The organism is Bradyrhizobium sp. 41S5 (assembly GCF_011516665.3).
Taxonomy (GTDB): domain Bacteria; phylum Pseudomonadota; class Alphaproteobacteria; order Rhizobiales; family Xanthobacteraceae; genus Bradyrhizobium; species Bradyrhizobium quebecense.
The window spans coordinates 542,662-559,617 of sequence record NZ_CP083721.1; the positions used below are offsets into that span (position 1 = coordinate 542,662).

At 65.3% G+C, this 16,956-nt stretch carries 10 protein-coding genes and 1 pseudogene; 7 read left to right on the top strand and 4 right to left on the bottom strand.

What is annotated here, in order from left to right:
- Positions 1-134: 134 nt before the first annotated feature.
- Both HAP47_RS02655 and HAP47_RS02660 read right to left on the bottom strand, forming a co-directional pair.
- Positions 135-2,570, bottom strand: coding sequence for an adenylate/guanylate cyclase domain-containing protein (locus HAP47_RS02655; RefSeq protein ID WP_173639553.1), 2,436 nt, complete (start codon positions 2,568-2,570; stop codon positions 135-137).
- A 137-nt stretch (positions 2,571-2,707) separates the two neighbouring features.
- Entirely contained in the window at positions 2,708-4,756 is a 2,049-nt protein-coding gene (locus tag HAP47_RS02660) for an AsmA family protein (RefSeq protein WP_173639552.1), read from the bottom strand.
- A gap of 212 nt (positions 4,757-4,968) precedes the next feature.
- On the opposite strand from HAP47_RS02660, the gene HAP47_RS02665 reads away from it, so the two are divergent.
- The gene (locus HAP47_RS02665; protein ID WP_092121855.1) at positions 4,969-5,643 is read left to right on the top strand and encodes a Crp/Fnr family transcriptional regulator; all 675 of its coding nucleotides are present in this window, start codon (positions 4,969-4,971) and stop codon (positions 5,641-5,643) included.
- Between the two features lie 243 nt (positions 5,644-5,886).
- On the opposite strand, the gene HAP47_RS02670 is transcribed toward HAP47_RS02665, so the two are convergent.
- On the bottom strand, positions 5,887-6,747 hold the full coding sequence (locus HAP47_RS02670) for an AraC family transcriptional regulator (RefSeq protein WP_173639551.1): 861 nt from the start codon (positions 6,745-6,747) through the stop codon (positions 5,887-5,889).
- A 186-nt stretch (positions 6,748-6,933) separates the two neighbouring features.
- Between HAP47_RS02670 and HAP47_RS02675 the strand changes: the two genes are divergently transcribed.
- From HAP47_RS02675 to HAP47_RS02705, 6 genes and pseudogenes are all read left to right on the top strand, one after another.
- On the top strand, positions 6,934-8,511 hold the full coding sequence (locus tag HAP47_RS02675) for an ABC transporter substrate-binding protein (RefSeq protein WP_173639550.1): 1,578 nt from the start codon (positions 6,934-6,936) through the stop codon (positions 8,509-8,511).
- Positions 8,508-9,509, top strand: coding sequence for an ABC transporter permease (locus HAP47_RS02680; RefSeq protein WP_173639549.1), 1,002 nt, complete (start codon positions 8,508-8,510; stop codon positions 9,507-9,509). The genes HAP47_RS02675 and HAP47_RS02680 overlap by 4 nt, the downstream gene beginning before the upstream one ends.
- Positions 9,509-10,342, top strand: a complete 834-nt coding sequence (locus HAP47_RS02685) for an ABC transporter permease (RefSeq protein WP_173639548.1) — start codon at positions 9,509-9,511, stop codon at positions 10,340-10,342. The genes HAP47_RS02680 and HAP47_RS02685 overlap by 1 nt, the downstream gene beginning before the upstream one ends.
- Positions 10,339-12,042, top strand: coding sequence for a dipeptide ABC transporter ATP-binding protein (locus HAP47_RS02690; RefSeq protein ID WP_173639547.1), 1,704 nt, complete (start codon positions 10,339-10,341; stop codon positions 12,040-12,042). Before HAP47_RS02685 ends, HAP47_RS02690 begins: the two co-directional genes overlap by 4 nt.
- 24 nt (positions 12,043-12,066) lie before the next feature.
- Positions 12,067-12,701: pseudogene (locus HAP47_RS41495) on the top strand (pyridoxamine 5'-phosphate oxidase family protein).
- Between the two features lie 210 nt (positions 12,702-12,911).
- Positions 12,912-13,412, top strand: a complete 501-nt coding sequence (locus HAP47_RS02705; RefSeq protein WP_231168721.1) for a hypothetical protein — start codon at positions 12,912-12,914, stop codon at positions 13,410-13,412.
- Between the two features lie 380 nt (positions 13,413-13,792).
- Here the strand turns inward: HAP47_RS02705 and HAP47_RS02710 are convergent, their stop codons facing one another.
- Positions 13,793-16,945, bottom strand: coding sequence for an efflux RND transporter permease subunit (locus tag HAP47_RS02710; RefSeq protein ID WP_173639546.1), 3,153 nt, complete (start codon positions 16,943-16,945; stop codon positions 13,793-13,795).
- Between the last annotated feature and the right edge of the window lie 11 nt (positions 16,946-16,956).

A 16,956-nucleotide genomic window follows, 5' to 3' on the forward strand; every position in this document is an offset into this window, starting at 1 on the left:
TCGAATGCCGGGTACTATACACACTTTCCGCGCGAATGCAAGGTTCCGACGGTAGTGGGTTCCCGCTCGGAAATGAGGCCGGCGGGGCCCGTCATTGCTTCGCTCTTCGCAACGACGAGTGGAGAAAGCGTCGCCTACTCCGCTGCCGCTTCCGCTGACGGCTCGCCCTTCCAGCGCAAAATCTCCGCGGCGAGGATCGGGTGATTAAAACCCTTCAGCACGAGGTCGTCGATGGCGCGGCCCTCGACATGCGGCTCGACCATGCCGTAGACGCGGCGGCTCACCACGATCTGGCCGGCCTTGGCCTCGCCGCACAGGCGGGAGGCGAGGTTGGTGACGCTGCCGATCGCGGCATATTCCAGCCGCTGCTCGAAGCCGACCTGGCCGAGCGTGGCATAGCCGAGCGCGATCCCCATGCCGAAGCCGAGGCTATGCCCGCGGTTGCGCCACTTCTCGGTCAGCGCGCCGATGGTGTCGCGCATCTCGACCGCCATCTTCACCGCGCGCAGCGTGTGGTCGGCGAGCTGGATCGGCGCGTTGAACAGGATCATCACGCCGTCGCCGGCATAGCGGTCGAGCGTGCCTTCGTACTTGAAGATCAGCTTGCCGAGCGCCGCGTGATATTCGCGCAGCACGTTCATCGCCTCTTCCGGCTCGGTCGCCTCGGTGAAGGCGGTGAAGCCGCGCAGGTCGCAGAACACGACCGTGACCTCGCGGCGATGGCTGTCGAGCAGCCCCTCATGGCCGTCGGAGGAGGCGATCAGCTGCGCCACCTGCGGCGCCAGGAATCGCTCGAGCTTGCGGATGCGTTCGATCTCCGTGAGCTGGGTCTCGACGCGTGCCTCCAGCGACTTGTTCCAGTCGGTGAGCTCTTCGGTCTGCTGCCTGAGCTTGTCGGCCTGCTCGCGCACGGTGGCGTTGGCCTGCTCCAGCGCGTGGCTCTTCTGGTCCACTTCAGTGAACAGCCGCGCATTGCGCATCGCCAGCACCGCCTGGTGCGCAAAAGTCTTCATCAGGCCGATCAGGCTCGCGGGAAAATCGCCGGTCGCCTTGCGCAGCACTACCAGCGAACCGAGCACGCCCTGCTGATCGACCAGCGGCACCACCAGCACCGAGTGGAAGCCGGCGCCGACCACGACATCGCGCAGCGGATGATCGGCGCTTGCTGCGAGATCAGAGAAGGTGAGCGGCTCGCCGTTGGTTGCGGCCTCGGCAAGCGGGCTGTTCGCCGCGTCGATCGCACGATGATGGCCCTCGGCGTCGGCGTCGATGCCGATCGATTGCGTCAGGTTGAACGTGCGCTGTGCGGCGTCATAACCATAGATCAGCACGGCGTCGGCATGGGTGATCTCGAGCGCGCGGGCGGCGACCGTCGGCAGCACGGCGTTGAGGTCGAGCGAGGACGCCACCGCGCGGCCGACCTCCTCCAGCACCTTCAGCTCGTTGATCGATTGCGCGAGATCGCGTGTGCGCTCCTTCACCTTGCCTTCGAGGCCGGAGTAGGTCTCGGCGAGCTGCGAGGCCATGCTGTTGAATTGCCCGGCGAGCTCCTCCAGCTCATCCGCGGTCTTCACTTCGATGCGGTGGCCGAAATCGCCGGCCCCCAACCGCCGCGCGCCGGTACGCAGCGCCGTGATCGGCACCAGCATGCGCCGCGCCAGGATCGTGCCGGCGATGATCGCGACCACGAGGCCGAGCGCGATCAAAAGTGCAATGCGCACCAGCTGGTCGCGGATCGGCGACAGCGCCTGCGCCGTCGGCTGCTCGACAAAGACGTGCCAGCCGAGGTCCGGCGCCGATGTTGCGGTCGTCAGCACAGCGTTGCCGTCGACATCCTTGCCGGAGGTGATCGGCCTGCCATTGGGCGAGAGCACCGCGGCGACCTGCGGCAGCGCGGCAAGATCCTTGCCGACCTCGGGGCCCTTCGACGAACTTGCCAGCACGCGGCCCTTGGCGTCGACCAGATAGGCATAGGCCGTGCGGCCGACCTGGGAATCGCCGAAATAGTCACCCAGGAAGCGCAGGTCGATCTCGGCCACGGTGACGCCGGCGTTGAAGCCGGAATGCTGCTCGCCGATCGACATATACGGCCGCTCGTCGCGAAAGTACGCCGGCGCGTAGGCGGTGCCGCGCTCGATCGCCTCGGTGAAGCGGAGGTCGCGAGAGAAGTCGGCGTTGGAGTTGACGGTGTAGGTCTGGCGCGACAGCCGCAGCACCTCGCGGCCCTGACCGTTGATCAGGGTGAGCTGGTTCACCGCCGGCACCTGGCCGAGCAACTGGGCATAATCGGCGCGGCGCAGCTCGATCGTGTTGGAGGAGGCGCGGGTCACCCAGGAGATCTGCCGCTCCAGATCGGCGATCGACTGCTCGATGCGCTTGGCGGTGGCGTCCGCCTTCTCGCTCATCGCGTCGGTCAGCGTGCTCCTGATGCCGCGATAGCTGATCCAGGTCTCGAGCGCGCCGTTGACCGCGAGCACGAACACGACGAGGCCAACCAGCGCGAGGACGTATTTGGCGAACAGGCCGCCGCGCAGGAACCAGTTCTTGCCCTTGTCCGTAGCCCCGTTCATCCAGCCTCGTCCGTTCCCCTCCAATCAGTCGGGTGCGCCACTGTATCGTTGCTGTTTAGCACGGATCGGCGGGGCAGGGCGGGGCCTCCCGTCGCATGGTTAGCCCTGCATTCTGGCGGGGGATATCCGGGAATATTTCAGCGGTTGAACAGTTGCCGCAGCACGTCGTTCATCGCGGGATTGTCGTGCTGCTCGGCGGTGTCGGCCGGCGGAGGGGTGGGCGGTGGCGCGTCCGGGGCGGGCTGGGCCAGGCTGCGGCTCGGGCGGGAGGCGCTGCCCTGATTGAGGGTCGAGAGGCCCTGCTGCAGCAGGTTCCCGATGGTGTCGCCGAGCTGCCCGCCGAGCGGGTTGTTCTGGCCCGCGGTCACACCGCCAGGCGTCTGGCCCGTGCCGGGCTGTGCGCCGGTTCCGCCGCCCTGCACGCCGTTGAGGAGGTTGCTGAGCCCGTTCAGGCCTTGGCTCAGACCCTGGCCATTCGCGCCGAACAGGCCCTTGCCCATCTCCTTGAGCTTGGCATAGGCCGCCTCTGGATTGTCGAGGATGCCCTGCATCTCCGGATATATCCGCGGGCTGACCCAAGGCCCCTCGATCATGACGGGAATGCCGAGACCGACCGGATTGCCAGCGCGGCCCTGGCCTTCGGTGGTCATCACGAGCTGCGGCTCGACGCGGAACCCGATCTGGCGGGTGTTGAGATCGACGGTGCCGACCCCGCCCATCTTCACCAGCGGGCCGATCAGATTGAGATCGGTGGTGACGGCCTGGCCCTTGTCGAGCTTGAACGAGGCCGAGAGCTGGCTGAGATCGGTCGACAGTGCCTCGCCCTGCTGCCAGCCCGACAGCGTGCTGGTGGTGAGGTTGCGGATCATCTGCGCGACGTTGAGGCCGAGGATCTTGCCGTCCTGGAATACGACGAACGCGGTGCCGCCGAGATTGCCGACGATGGCGCGCGCGCTGGTGCCCTGCGAGGTCAGCGCGATCTTCGCCTGCATCTTGCCGTCGAGCTTGTCGAATTCGGCAAGACTCCTCAGCACCGGCAGCGCGCGCACGCCGGCGAGGTCGAGCCGCAGCGCGTAGGTTGGAGTGGTGGTTCTCGCATCGATCGTGACGTCGCCATTGGCGGTGCCCTCATAGGCGCCGAGATCGGCGAGGCGGGCCTTCAGCACGCCGCTGTCAACAGATGCATCGATCTCAGCCTGCGCGAAGCGGCCGTCGCCGATCACGAGCTCCGCCGCCGAGATGCGCGCCTGCGCGTCGACATAGTTGAGCCCGCCAAGGTCGATCGACACATTGCTCCAGCTGTTGGTGCCCAATGGCTGCGCCGCATCGGGCTGGCCCGGCCTCAGCGCCATCGTCATGCGCTGGAAGTCGAGATCGAGCTTCACCAGCGGCTTGTTGCTGGCGAAGTCGACCGAGGCCCAGCCGGTGAAGCCGCCATCGCCGAGCGTGCCGGATACGCCGTTGAACAACACCACCGTGCCGTTCAGGCGCACTTCCGCATTCGCCGTGATCGCCGCGGGCAACAGGCCAGGTGCGTCGATGTTGAACTCGGCCGGCACGTTTTGGCGTTCCAGCGGTGCCTGCGGCGCGGTCGCGCGGATCTCGAACTTCAGTGGCTTGTCACTGGTGCTCGCACTGCCCGTGACGACAATCTTGCGGTCGTTGCCGATGGTCGCATCGGCATTGAGCGTCTCGATCCGGTTCTCGACCCGGTCGCGCACATTGGAGAACACGATGGTCCCGCCAGTGACGCTGACATGCCGGATCGTGAGGCCGCCGCTGTCGGACGCGGAAGACTTCGCCGGCGGATTGTGGTCGCGGGTGCGCTCGCGCTGCAGCGGCAGATTGATCACCGGCTTGACGATCACGAGGTTCGTGATGTCGGGCTGGCCCGACCACAGGCTCGACAGCGCCACCTCGGCGTCGACCCGATCAGCAGCGAGCCGGTTGTTGACCTCGCGCTCCCGCGGATCCTGCAACACGACGTCGCGCAGCGTCAGACTGACGGCCGGCCAGAGACTAACTTTGGCGCCGCCATTGATGGTGAGCGTGTAGCCGGTCTCCCGCTCGCCCCGATCGGTGATGGCCGAAATGAGGAACGAGGACGGGATCCCGACCGCGGCCACCAGCGCGATGATCACGATCACGGCAGCGATGGCGGCCCCGGCGAATTTCAGTGCTCTCATGTCGATATTCCAGGCCGGGCAGACAGGTGCCCGCCGCGGAAAGGCACGGCCGAACGGGCGAGATTATCCCGCAAACGGGACCTCGCTCCAACGGTTGGAAAAATAATCCGTTACCAGCATGAACTTATGTGACCTCTCACACACTCTTATGAGGGTGATTGTTGCTAACCGGGCGTCGGGGGACCGCTCGGATGGATTTGGAAGGCAATACAATGAGCAAACAGGCCGAATTTGCGGTCATTCTGAAAATGAACCCGATGTTCGCCGATCTCGGTGCGGACGAATTGGCGCGGCTTGCGGGCCTTTGCCACACCCAGCAGCTCGCTGCCGGCGAGGTGCTGTTCCAGAAAGGCGATCCCGGCGACGCCCTGTTTGGGGTCCGCCGCGGCCAGATGCGCATCGAAACCGGCGCCTCCGACGGCAGCCGGCTCACATTGAACTTCATGGGATCCGGCGACCTGTTCGGCGAAGTCGCCGTCCTCGATGGTCAGGAGCGCACCGCGGATGCGACCGCGGGCGAGCCCACCGAATTGTTCGTCCTGCGGCGGGAGGATTTCCTGGGCTTCCTCGAGCGCGAGCCGAAGGTCGCGGTCCGCCTGATCGAATTGCTGTGCCAGCGCATCCGCTGGCAGAGCGAGCGGATGGAAGAATCCGTGCTGCAGCCGTTACCGGTCCGCCTCGCACGTCGGCTGTGCGCGCTGGCCGAGGATTTCGGTTCCGAGGTGCACATCTCGCAGGAACAGCTCGGCATCTTCGTCGGCGCGGCGCGCGAGAGCGTCAACCGGCAACTGCAGACCTGGCGCAAGGACGGCATCGTCGACCTGCAGCGCGGCCGGATCATGCTGCACAACATGACCAAGCTGACGGCGGTCGCACGCAACGACTAAGCGGTTGCATGCAACGCGCGCGCGAGGATCGCGTCCTCTCGCGCGCCTTGCTTGCGAATGTTGACGCACTCCTGCCTAAAAGACTTGCTTGCATGAGAAGGCGGGTATCGCTTTCATCCGCGTGCCGGTCCTTGGGGTGACACCCAGCCTTGCTGGCCTCACGCCATCCACCTGCAAACCCCTGCGGTCTTTCCCGTTGACCGCAGGGGTTTTGCGTTCCGCGAGTGCGTGACGCGAATTCGCCTATCTCATCACCACTTCGGGATCGGCCCAGCGCAGATACTGGCGCGGCGCGGCGCCGAGCTCGCGCTTGAACATCGCGGCGAACGCGCTCGGGCTGTCATAGCCGACGTCGAGCGCGACGCAGGTGACGGCTTCGCCGGCGCCGAGCCGGGCCAGCGCTTCGAGCAGCCGCACCCGCTGGCGCCAGGCCGCAAAGCTCTGTCCGGTCTCGCGACGGAACAGGCGCGTCAATGTCCGCCGGCTGAGCTGGCAGCGGTCGGCCCATTCGTCGAGCGTCAGATCGGAGCTCGGATCGACCAGCACCGCTTCGCAGATCGTGGCGAGCCGCGGATCGGGCGGCACCTGCACATGCAGCGACACTTCGGGCATCCTGCCGATCTCGTCGAGCAGGAAATCGACCAGCCGGCCGTCGCGCCCTTCGGGATCGTAACGCGTCGGCATATGCACCGCTTCTTCCATCAGTGCTTCGACCAGTGCGGAGACCCTGATCAGGCGGCAGGTTGCCGGCGCATTCCGCACGCGGTCCGGCGTGACATAGATGGTCTGGATCTCGACCTCGCCCCATGCACGCGACTGGTGCGCGACGCCGGCCGGAATCCAGAGGCCGTGGCCAGGCGGCACGACGAAGTGGCCGCGCTCGGTCATCATCGAGGTCACGCCTGCGGTCTGCAGGATGAACTGATCGCGTCGATGCGCGTGTCGCGCGCTCGTGCTTTCGTTCGGATAAGAGGCCGCCATGGCCGCGAGCGGCCGTTCGACCTGTTGCAGTTGTCCGGCATAATGCGCGGCGGCTACGGGACCGGATTGCTTGCGGCACACGCGCAAGCCGGTGGTGTCATTTCGTCGCGCTGCGACTTTCAAGTGTCGTGAGCTCCTGATCGATCGTCGTTTTCGCAGGGTGCTCATGCATCTTCCGGGCCAGTTGGCCCGATCGCGATGGTTGTTGTCCCCATTCAGGTAGCGCGGGATATGGCATTTGGCAACAATGCCTCACCCCGCGACATTCGCCGAAATCGGATGCCTGACGCGCGGCGACGGAGAGGTCCGATGAACAGACGCGAATTCACCAAGGCGATGCTGGCCTGCGGTGCAGCCATCCCGTTCGGCATCACGCGGGCGGCGGGCCAGACCCGCGGTGGAACGCTCAACACCATCATCCAGCCGGAGCCGCCGGTTCTGGTGACCGCGCTGAACCAGCAGCAACCGACCCTGACGCTCGGCGGCAAGATCTATGAAGGCCTGCTGAAATACGGCGCCGACCTCAAGCCGATGCCCGGCATGGCGCAGTCCTGGGAGGTCTCGCCGGACGGCCTGACCTACACATTCAAGTTGTTTCCCGGCATCACCTTCCACGACGGCAAGCCGATGACCTCGGAGGACGTGGTCTTCAGCTGCATGAAGCTGCTGGTGGAGACGCATCCGCGCGCGCGGCAGAACTTCGCCCGCGTGGCGTCGGCTGAAGCGCCCGATCCGCTCACCGTCGTGTTCAAGCTGAAGCAGCCGTTCGCGCCGTTCATCGGCTGCTTCGACTGCACGTCCGCGCCGATCGTGCCCAAGCACATTTACGACGGCACCGATTATCGCAAGAACCCGGAGAACGACAAGGCGATCGGCACCGGTCCCTTCAAGCTGAAGGAATGGGTGCGCGGCTCGCATGTTCACCTGGTCCGCCACGACGGTTACTATCTGAAGGACGAGCCTTATCTCGACGAGATCGTCTATCGCGTGATTCCGGATGCGGCGTCGCGTGCGCTCGCGCTCGAGAACGGTACGGTGCAGCTCGTGCAATGGTCCGATGTCGAATTCTATGATGTACAGCGCTTCAAGGCGCAGAAGAACCTCGAGTTCACCACCAAGGGCTACGAGTATTTCGCACCGCATCAGTGGCTCGAAATGAACAACCGCATCGCGCCGATGAACGACAAGCGGTTCCGGCAGGCGGTGATGCATCTGATCGATCGCGAGGCGTTCAGCAAGCGCGTGTACTTCGGCAACGCCAAGGTCGCGACCGGTCCGATCTCGTCGAAGACGCGGTTCTACGATCCGAACGTGAAGCGCTACGAGTTCTCCGTGGACAAGGCCAAGGCGCTGCTCGACGACATGGGATTGAAGGCAGGCGCCAACGGCAAGCGGGCCGAGATCAAGTACATAGTGCCGCCCTACGGCGAGTCTTATCAGCGCGCCGGCGAGTTCTTCCGGCAGAGCTTTGCACGCGTCGGCATCGATCTCGTGCTGGTCGGCACCGACATGGCCGGCTGGGCCGAGAAGGTCGGCAACTGGGATTATGAGATGACCCAGAACCTGCTCTACCAGCTCGGCGATCCCGCGCTCGGCGTAGCACGCACATATATTTCGTCGAACATCAAGAAGGGCATCCTGTTCTCCAACACGCAAGGATACTCAAATCCCGAGGTCGACAAACTGTTCGACGAGGCCGCAATCACGCTCGATGAAGCCAAGCGCCAGGAGCTCTACAGCAAGGTGCAGCAGATCCTGGTCGAGGATGTGCCGGTGGCCTGGACGCTCGAGATCGAATATCCGATCATCTACGACAAGTCGTTCAAGAACATCGTGACCACGGGCATCGGCTCGCACGAAACCTTCGGGTCGGTTTACAAATCGTGACGCCACTCGGGAGCGCAGCGGCGATCGGGCTCCAGGCGATCAGCCGCATCGCCCAGCTCGTCGCCGTGATCCTCGTCATCGCGACGTTCAACTTCGTGCTGGTGCGGGCTGCGCCCGGCGACCCGGCGCAGGTCATGGCCGGGCAATCTGGCGCGTCCGATCCAAAGCTGCTCGACGATCTGCGCAAGGAGTACGGGCTCGACAAGCCGTATTTCGTCCAGCTCGTGAGCCACCTCGGCCGCGTTGTCAGGCTCGATCTCGGCTATTCCTATCGTCAGCGCCGCCCCGTCGTCGATCTGATTCTCGAACGGCTTCCGGCGACGCTGCTGCTGACGGTCACGGCGTTCTGTCTCGCGCTCCTGATCGGCACCGCGCTCGGTGCGCTGGCGGGGCTCGCGGCCGGCAGCGTGCTCGACACGGTGTTCACCGTGCTCTCGCTCGTGCTCTATGCGACGCCGGTATTCTGGCTCGGCCTGATGCTGGTGCTGGTGTTCTCGGTGGCGCTCGGCTGGCTGCCGCCGTTCGGCTACGAGACCATCAACGTCCAGCTCTCGCCGATCGAGCACGCGCTCGACATCATGAAGCACATGATCATGCCGGTGACTTCGCTTGCAGCGATCTATCTCGCGATCTACGCGCGGCTGATGCGATCCTCGATCATCGAGGTCGCCCAGCAGGACTTCATCAAGACGGCGCGCGCCAAGGGCCTGTCCGGGACGCGTATCGTCGTCGGTCATATGCTGCGCAATGCGCTGGTGCCGGTCGTCACCGTCGCCGGCATGCAGGCCGGCGCGCTGGTCGGCGGCGCCGTGGTCATCGAGACGGTGTTTGCCTGGCCCGGCCTTGGCCGCCTGACCTTCGAGGCCCTGCTGCAGCGCGACTATCCGGTCCTGCTCGGTATCTTCCTGATCCTCTCGATCGTCGTGATCGCGCTCAACCTTTTCACCGACCTGGTCTACCGGCTGATCGATCCGCGCATGACCACGGGAGCGGCGTGATGGAGACGGTGCGCGCCTTCCTGCGTCATCCCAGCGGCATGATCGGGCTTGTCTTGCTGCTCCTCGTCGTGGTCGTCGCGATCATCGCGCCGATCGTGTTTCCGGTCTCGCCCTGGGAGATGGTCGGTGCGCCGTTCACGCCGCCCGGCGAGGACGGGCTGTGGCTCGGCGGCGATACGCTCGGCCGCGATGTCGCGGCCGGCGTCGCCTATGGCGCGCGCGTCTCGCTGCTGATCGGCATCGCATCGGCGCTCGCGGCGATGGCGATCGGCGTCGTGGTCGGTGCGATCTCGGGCTATTTCGGCGGCAAGGTCGATCTGGTGCTGATGCGGATGACGGAATTGTTCCAGACCATTCCGGCCTTCGTGCTGGCCATCTTGCTGGTCGCAACCTTCAACCCGTCGCTGCTGACGATCATCCTGACGATCGGGGCGGTGAGCTGGCCGCCGCTGGCGCGGCTGACGCGTGCGGAATTCCTGCGCCTGCGGCATCGTGAGTTCGTCGAGGCGGCGCTGTGCCAGGGCGAGCGCACCTGGCGCATCGTGCTCGGCCATATCTTGCCGAACGCGATCTCGCCGATCCTGGTCGTGACCTCGCTGACGGTGGCGACCGCGATCTTGCTGGAAAGCGCGCTGTCCTTCATGGGTCTCGGCGATCCCAATTTGATGTCGTGGGGCTTTATGATCGGCGCAGGGCGAACCGTGATCCGCAATGCGTGGTGGATGAGCGTGTTTCCCGGCCTTGCCATCCTCGTCACCGTGCTGGCGATCAACCTGTTCGGCGAGGGTCTGTCCGATGTTCTCAACCCGCGCGTCTCGAGGCGCCGGTCATGAGCGAGACCATGCAGTCCAGCGCGCCGGTTCTCGCCGTCGATCGCCTCTCGATCGCGCTCCCCAAGGGGGGCGACCGGCCCTTCGCGGTCGAGAATGTGTCGTTTGAGATCAAGCCCAACGAGGTGGTCTGTCTGGTCGGCGAATCCGGCTCCGGCAAGTCGATGATCGCCCATGCGGTGCTTCAGCTGTTGCCGCGGGGCGTCGACATCGTGTCCGGCACCGTGATGGTCGCGGGGCAGGATCCGTCGAAGCTCGACGGCCGCGGTCTGCGGAACTTGCGCGGCGGCAATGCCGCGATGATCTTTCAGGAGCCGTTGTCCTCGCTCAATCCGCTCAAGCGGGTCGGCAAACAGATCGAGGAGATGATCCTTGCGCACCAGCGGCCCACGCCATCGATGGCGGAGGTCCGCGAGCGGGTGCAGACGCTGCTGACGCAGGTCGGGCTGCCGAATCCGCTTCTTCTGGAAAAGAGCTATCCGTTCGAGCTGTCCGGCGGCCAGCGCCAGCGCGTGATGATCGCGATGGCGATGGCCAACCGGCCCGCGCTGCTGATCGCCGACGAGCCGACCACCGCGCTCGATGTCACGACCCAGCGCCAGATCCTGCGCCTCATCGACGATCTCCGGCGCGAGCGCGGGATGGGTGTGCTGCTGATTACCCACGATTTCGGCGTCGTCGCCGATGTCGCCGACCGCGTCGTGGTGCTACGCCACGGCAAGGTGGTCGAGCAGGGCACGGCCGGCGAGGTGCTGCGCAATCCGCAAGCCGCCTACACGCGCGAACTGATCGACGCGGTCCCGAAGGCGCGGCTCGCCGAGATCCATGGCACCATCGTGCGGCGTGAGCCGCTGCTGGAGGTCGTCGGCCTGCACAAGACCTTTCGGGTCAAGCGCGGCTGGCTGCAGCCGCCGCGCGAGGTGGTCGCCGCTGATGGCATTTCGCTGACCTTGCACGAGGGCGAGACGCTTGCCGTCGTCGGCGAATCCGGCTCCGGCAAGTCGACGCTCGGGCGCATGATCCTGCGGCTGACCGAGCCGGATGCCGGCGCCATCCGCTTCGGCGGCGCCGACCTTCGGCAGCTGCGCGGTGAGGCGCTCCGTCAGGCGCGGCGGCAGCTTCAGATCGTGTTCCAGGATCCGTTTGCCAGCCTCGATCCCCGCCAGAAGATCGGCGATGCCATCGCGCGCGGCCCGATGGCCTACGGCACATCGCGTGCCGAAGCGATGGCGCAGGCGAGGAAGCTGCTGGTCCGGGTCGGCCTGTCCGAGACCGCCGCGGATCGCTATCCGCACGAATTCTCCGGCGGCCAGCGCCAGCGGATCTGCATCGCGCGGGCGCTCGCGCTCAAGCCGCGGGTCTTGATCGCCGACGAGGCGGTGTCGGCGCTCGACGTCTCGGTGCAGGCCCAGGTGCTGGCACTGCTCGCCGAGCTACGTCAGGAAATGCGGCTCGCGATGATCTTCATCACCCACGATCTGCGCATCGCCGCCGAGATTGCCGATCGTGTGATCGTCCTGCAGAAGGGGCGTATCGTCGAGGAAGGCACCACGGTGGAGGTCTTCACCGCGCCGCGCCGGGCCTATACCCGCGATCTGCTCGATGCGATTCCCGGCCGCGATTTCTTCGACCAGCCGGGCTTTGCGGCCGCGGACGGCGCACGCCAGACGGCGAGGATCGATTCCGGCATCGACGCGGTATAAACTAACAACAAAGGGAGGTTCGCTATGGGTCACGAGGGCGCAGGCGGCAAGCCGCCGGTCAAGTCGCGGGGGGATCTTCGCGCGCATTTCGGGCAATTGAGCCCGCTCGCCGAGAAGAAGGTGCTCAACCATCTCGACAAGTTCTGCCGCGATTTCATAGCGCTGTCGCCGTTCCTGGTCATCGCCTCCAGCGACGGCAAGGGCCATGCCGACGCCAGTCCGCGCGGCGATGCGCCGGGCTTCGTCTCGGTGATTGACGACAAGACGCTGCTGATCCCGGACCGCCGCGGCAACAACCGCGTCGATACGTTCGGCAATATCCTGGCCTCGCCGGGGTTGGCCTGATCTTCATGGTGCCGGGCATCAACGAGACCCTGCGCATCAATGGGCGGGCCGAGATTTCGCAGGAGCCGGATCTCTTGACGCCGCTGACGGTGCAGAACGTCACGCCGATCATCGGGCTGAAGGTGCATGTCGATGAGACCTACTTCCATTGCGGCAAGGCGCTGATGCGTTCAAAGCTCTGGAACCCCGCCGCGCAGGTCGAGCGCCACAGTTTTCCGACGCTCGGCCGGATCATCGCCGAGCAGACCGCGGCGGTCGAGGTCGAGGTCGCCGAGAAGACGATGGAAGAGGCCTATCGCACCAGGCTGTATTAGCGCGGGATGAGATTAGGACGTCTATAAATCCAGCCTCCCGAACCGCGCCCGCATGACCGTCGGAAGCGGACAAAAGAGGCGCGCTTGGTCATGTCGGCTACGGGCTGCGGGCCACTAACGGAACAGTAGCGCTCTAGCTATTTGGAAGGCTTCTTGGTCTAAAGGCAGGTGCCATTTGCAAGGCAGGCCCTGTTCCCGCGAGATGGTTCTATGGACGCGAAATCAGCCGCACGATTTGAACAGCATGTAGAGCGGGTCATTGAGGAGTTATCCCTGGCGCTCACGCTCGCCAAAGAAGCCTCTCCGGCAGATGAGTTTCTGAGATTGAGGACGTCGGTCGGCGATATCATCGCTCGGATAGACACCGTGCTTCAGGACAACATTTACAAAGATCATCCCGGTTTAGAACCACTACCGCTCGAGGCTCAAATGCCAATTGATAAAGATGCGTCACGGGTCTGGCGAAGCCGTCTGAGAGAAGTGTTGAACCGAGACTGGGACCCTATCGGCGGATGCCCAGAGGACGAATATGACGGCTATGTCGGTAAGATAGCGGCCATGCTTCGTGTCGACGCAAGCGACGAAGAACTACTTGCATATCTGAAATGGGCCGAGGTCGAGCATATGGGCCTCGGTCCCGCTTCGCATTTTGATAGAGGCCGCGCCATGAGGGTGATTGCCGCTCTACGAACAATCGGGGCACCCCCATAATCTGTCCGGGAGGCGGTCGTCCGCTCAGGGGTCACAAGGCGATAGCCTTAACCGTCAGGTCGCGTGTCTGGTTCGCCCCTGAAGGCGTGCTTCCCAGTTCATGAGTACGCGCCCTTAGGTCGAATAGCGACCGCAACGGCGCTGCGCTCCCTCGCCCCGTTCGTACGGGGGCGAGATAAGCGAAGCTTGCCCTTAGAGGTTAGGGGCGCTTGCACGATTTCGGAATATTGGAAATGTAGCCCTGAGTTGCCCGACGTGTCAAGTTGTCTTGGCGAACGCTGGCGGCCGGCGGCTCCCTTTGCATGGGGTTGTTTTCGATATTTTGGCGGCGCGCACCGGCGGCGGTAACTTCATAGTCCTCTGGTCGAGGCGCGCTCGGCTCATTCCGCCGCCGGCGAGATCATGTTCGGCGGGCCGCCCTGCCGCTTGGCCTGGTCATCCTGACGATCGACCGGGGTCAGCTCGTGGTCGGCATGCGAGACGATCAGCCGTTTGCCGAAGCGCCAGATCAGGGCACCGATGTCGTCCATCACCATGAACATCGCCGGCACGAACACCAGCGACAGCACGGTCGAGAAGATCAGGCCGCCGATCACCGCGAGCGCCATCGGCGAGCGGAACTCGCCGCCAGCGCCGAACGCCAGCGCTGACGGCATCATGCCGGCGGCCATCGCGATCGTGGTCATCACGATCGGGCGGGCGCGCTTCATGCCGGCGTCGATCATCGCCTCCTCGCGCGGCTTGCCGTCGCGGATCGCCTCCACCGCGAACTCCACCAGCATGATGGCGTTCTTGGTGACGATGCCCATCAGCATCAGGATGCCGATCCAGACCGGCGTGGTGAGCTGCTTGCCGGTGAGCAGCAGCGCCGCGATCGCGCCACCGATCGAGAGCGGCAGCGAGAACAGGATGGTGATCGGCTGCAGGAAGGTGCCGAACAGCAGCACCAGCACGGCGTAGACCATCATCAGGCCGGCGGTGATCGCGGTGGCGAAGCCGTCGGACAGTTCGGCAAGGCTCTCGGCGTCGCCGGACGGGCTGACCTTCACGCCCTTCGGCAGGCTCTTCATCACAGGGAGGTCGTAGATCAGCTTGGTGGCGTCGCCGAGTGCGGCGTTGCCGACGAGGTCGGCCGCGACGGTGGCCTGCCGCTCGCGGTCGTAGCGGTTGATGCTGGTCGGGCCCTGGTCGAGCTGGATGTCGGCGACGACGGACAGCGGCACGCCGCCGCGTTCGCCGCGCTGACCGAGCGGCACGCGCAGTTGCTCGAGCATCTGAAGGTCGCTGCGCGCACTGTCCTCGAGCTGGACGCGGATCGGCACCTGACGGTTGCCGGCGTCGAACTTCGCCAGCGCCGGGCCGACGTCGCCGATGGTGGCGACGCGAATGGTCTGCGACAGGCTCTCAGTCGAGACGCCGAGCCGTGCCGCGAGCTCGGCGCGCGGACGGATGCGCAGCTCGGGCCGGTCGAGCGCGGTCTCCGAGATCACGTTGGCGATGATCGGGATCCGCTTCATCTGCGTCGCCAGCTCGCTGGCGACGTTGTTGACGATGTTGCTGTCGGTGCCGGTGACGACCAGCGAGATGGCGCGCAGGCCGTTCTCGTCGAGGAACCAGAACCGGATATCGGGGACGTTGTCGAGCTCCTTGCCGATCGCGAGCTCGAGCTCGCGCTGGGTGATCCTGCGGTCCGCCTTCGGCGTGTAGTTGATGATCAACGCGGCGCGGCGGACTTCCTGGATGCCGGGCGGCACGCGGCCGCCGTCGACGAACACGCTGCGCACCTCGGGCCGCTTGCGCAGCCGCGCCACGATCTCCTCGGTGACCTTCTCGGTATAGGCAAGCTGCGAGCCGGGCGGCAACTCCATCGCCAGCAGCGATCGCGCGGTGTCCTGCGCCGGCAGGAAGCCCTGCGGCAGCAACGTGATGCTCCAGATCGATGCGGCGAACACCGCAAAGCCGATCAGCACGGTGATGTAATGGTGCTTCACCGACCAGGTGACGAGGCCGTGATAGCTGCGCAGGATGCGGCCGGGCGGCGGGTCGTCGTGGTCATGATGCTTGAGGAAATAGGCGGCCAGCATCGGCGTCACGAAGCGCGCGGCGAGCAGCGAGAAGAACACCTGCACCGACACGGTGATGCCGAACTGCTTGAAGAATTGCCCGGCGATCCCGGACATGAAGCTTGCGGGTGCGAAGATCGCGATGATGGTGAGCGAGATCGCGATCACCGCAAGCCCGATCTCGTCGGCGGCTTCAAGCGCGGCCCGGTAGGGCGTCTTGCCCATCCGCATGTGGCGGACGATGTTCTCGATCTCGACGATGGCGTCGTCGACGAGGATGCCGGTCGACAGCGTGATGGCGAGGAAGGAGACCAGGTTGAGCGAGAAGCCGAGCAGGTCCATCGCCCAGAACGCCGGGAAGATCGACAGAGGCAGCGAAACCGCGGCGATGATGGTGGCGCGCATGTCGCGCAGGAACAGCAGCACGATGATGACGGCGAGGATCGCGCCCTCGAACAAGGTCGAGATCGCGGCCTCGTAATTGCCCTTCGTGAATTCGACCGAGGTGTCGATCAGCTTGAGGTCTACGTCTGGATAGGCAACTTTCAGGGCGTCGATCCGCTTCTGCACCGCGGCCGCGACGACGACGTCGCTGGCCCCCTTGGAGCGCTTGATGCCGAGCGCGACCACCGGCTCGCCGTTGAAGCGAGCGAAGGTGCGCCGGTCGGCGATGGTGTCGGTGACGGTGCCGAGATCGTCGAGCCGGATCTCGCCGCCGCCGAACAGCGGAATCATCGTGCCGGCGAGTTCGTTCAGCGTCTTGGCGCCTGCCAGGGTGCGGATCGCCTGGTCGTTCTTGCCGATCTCGGCGCGGCCGCCGGCGACGTCGACATTGGTGCCGCGCAGGATCTGGCTGACATTGACCGCGGTGAGCCCCACCGCCTGCAGCTTGTCGGGATCGAGCGAGACCAGGATCTCGCGCTCGACACCGCCGATGCGCTCGACCTGGGCGACGCCGCGCACGCCCTGCAGCGCGCGCTTGACCACATCGTCGACGAAATATGACAGCTGCTCCGGCGTCTTGCCGGGCGAGATCGCAGCGTAAGTCACGATCGGCAGGCCGATCACGTCGACGCGCTGGATCAAGGGCTCGGTGACGTTCTGCGGCAGGTTGGCGCGCACCCGCGTCACGGCGTCCTTGACGTCGTTGAGCGCGCGGTCGGTGTTGGTCTCCAGCGCGAACTGGATCGTGGTCACCGACAGGCCGTCGGTGATCGAGGAGGAGATGTGGCGCACGCCCTCGACGCCGGAGACGCCGTCTTCGATCGTCTTGGTGACCTGCGACTCAAGTTCCGAGGGCGCGGCGCCGAACTGCGACACCGCGACCGAGATCACCGGAATGTCGGCGCTCGGCAGCCGCGTCACTGCGAGCTTGGTGAAGGAGACCCAGCCCAGCACCAGCAGGATGATCGAGAAGACGATCGATGGAAGCGGGTTCCGGATCGACCATGCCGAGATGTTCAAAGCCATTAGCGTGCCCG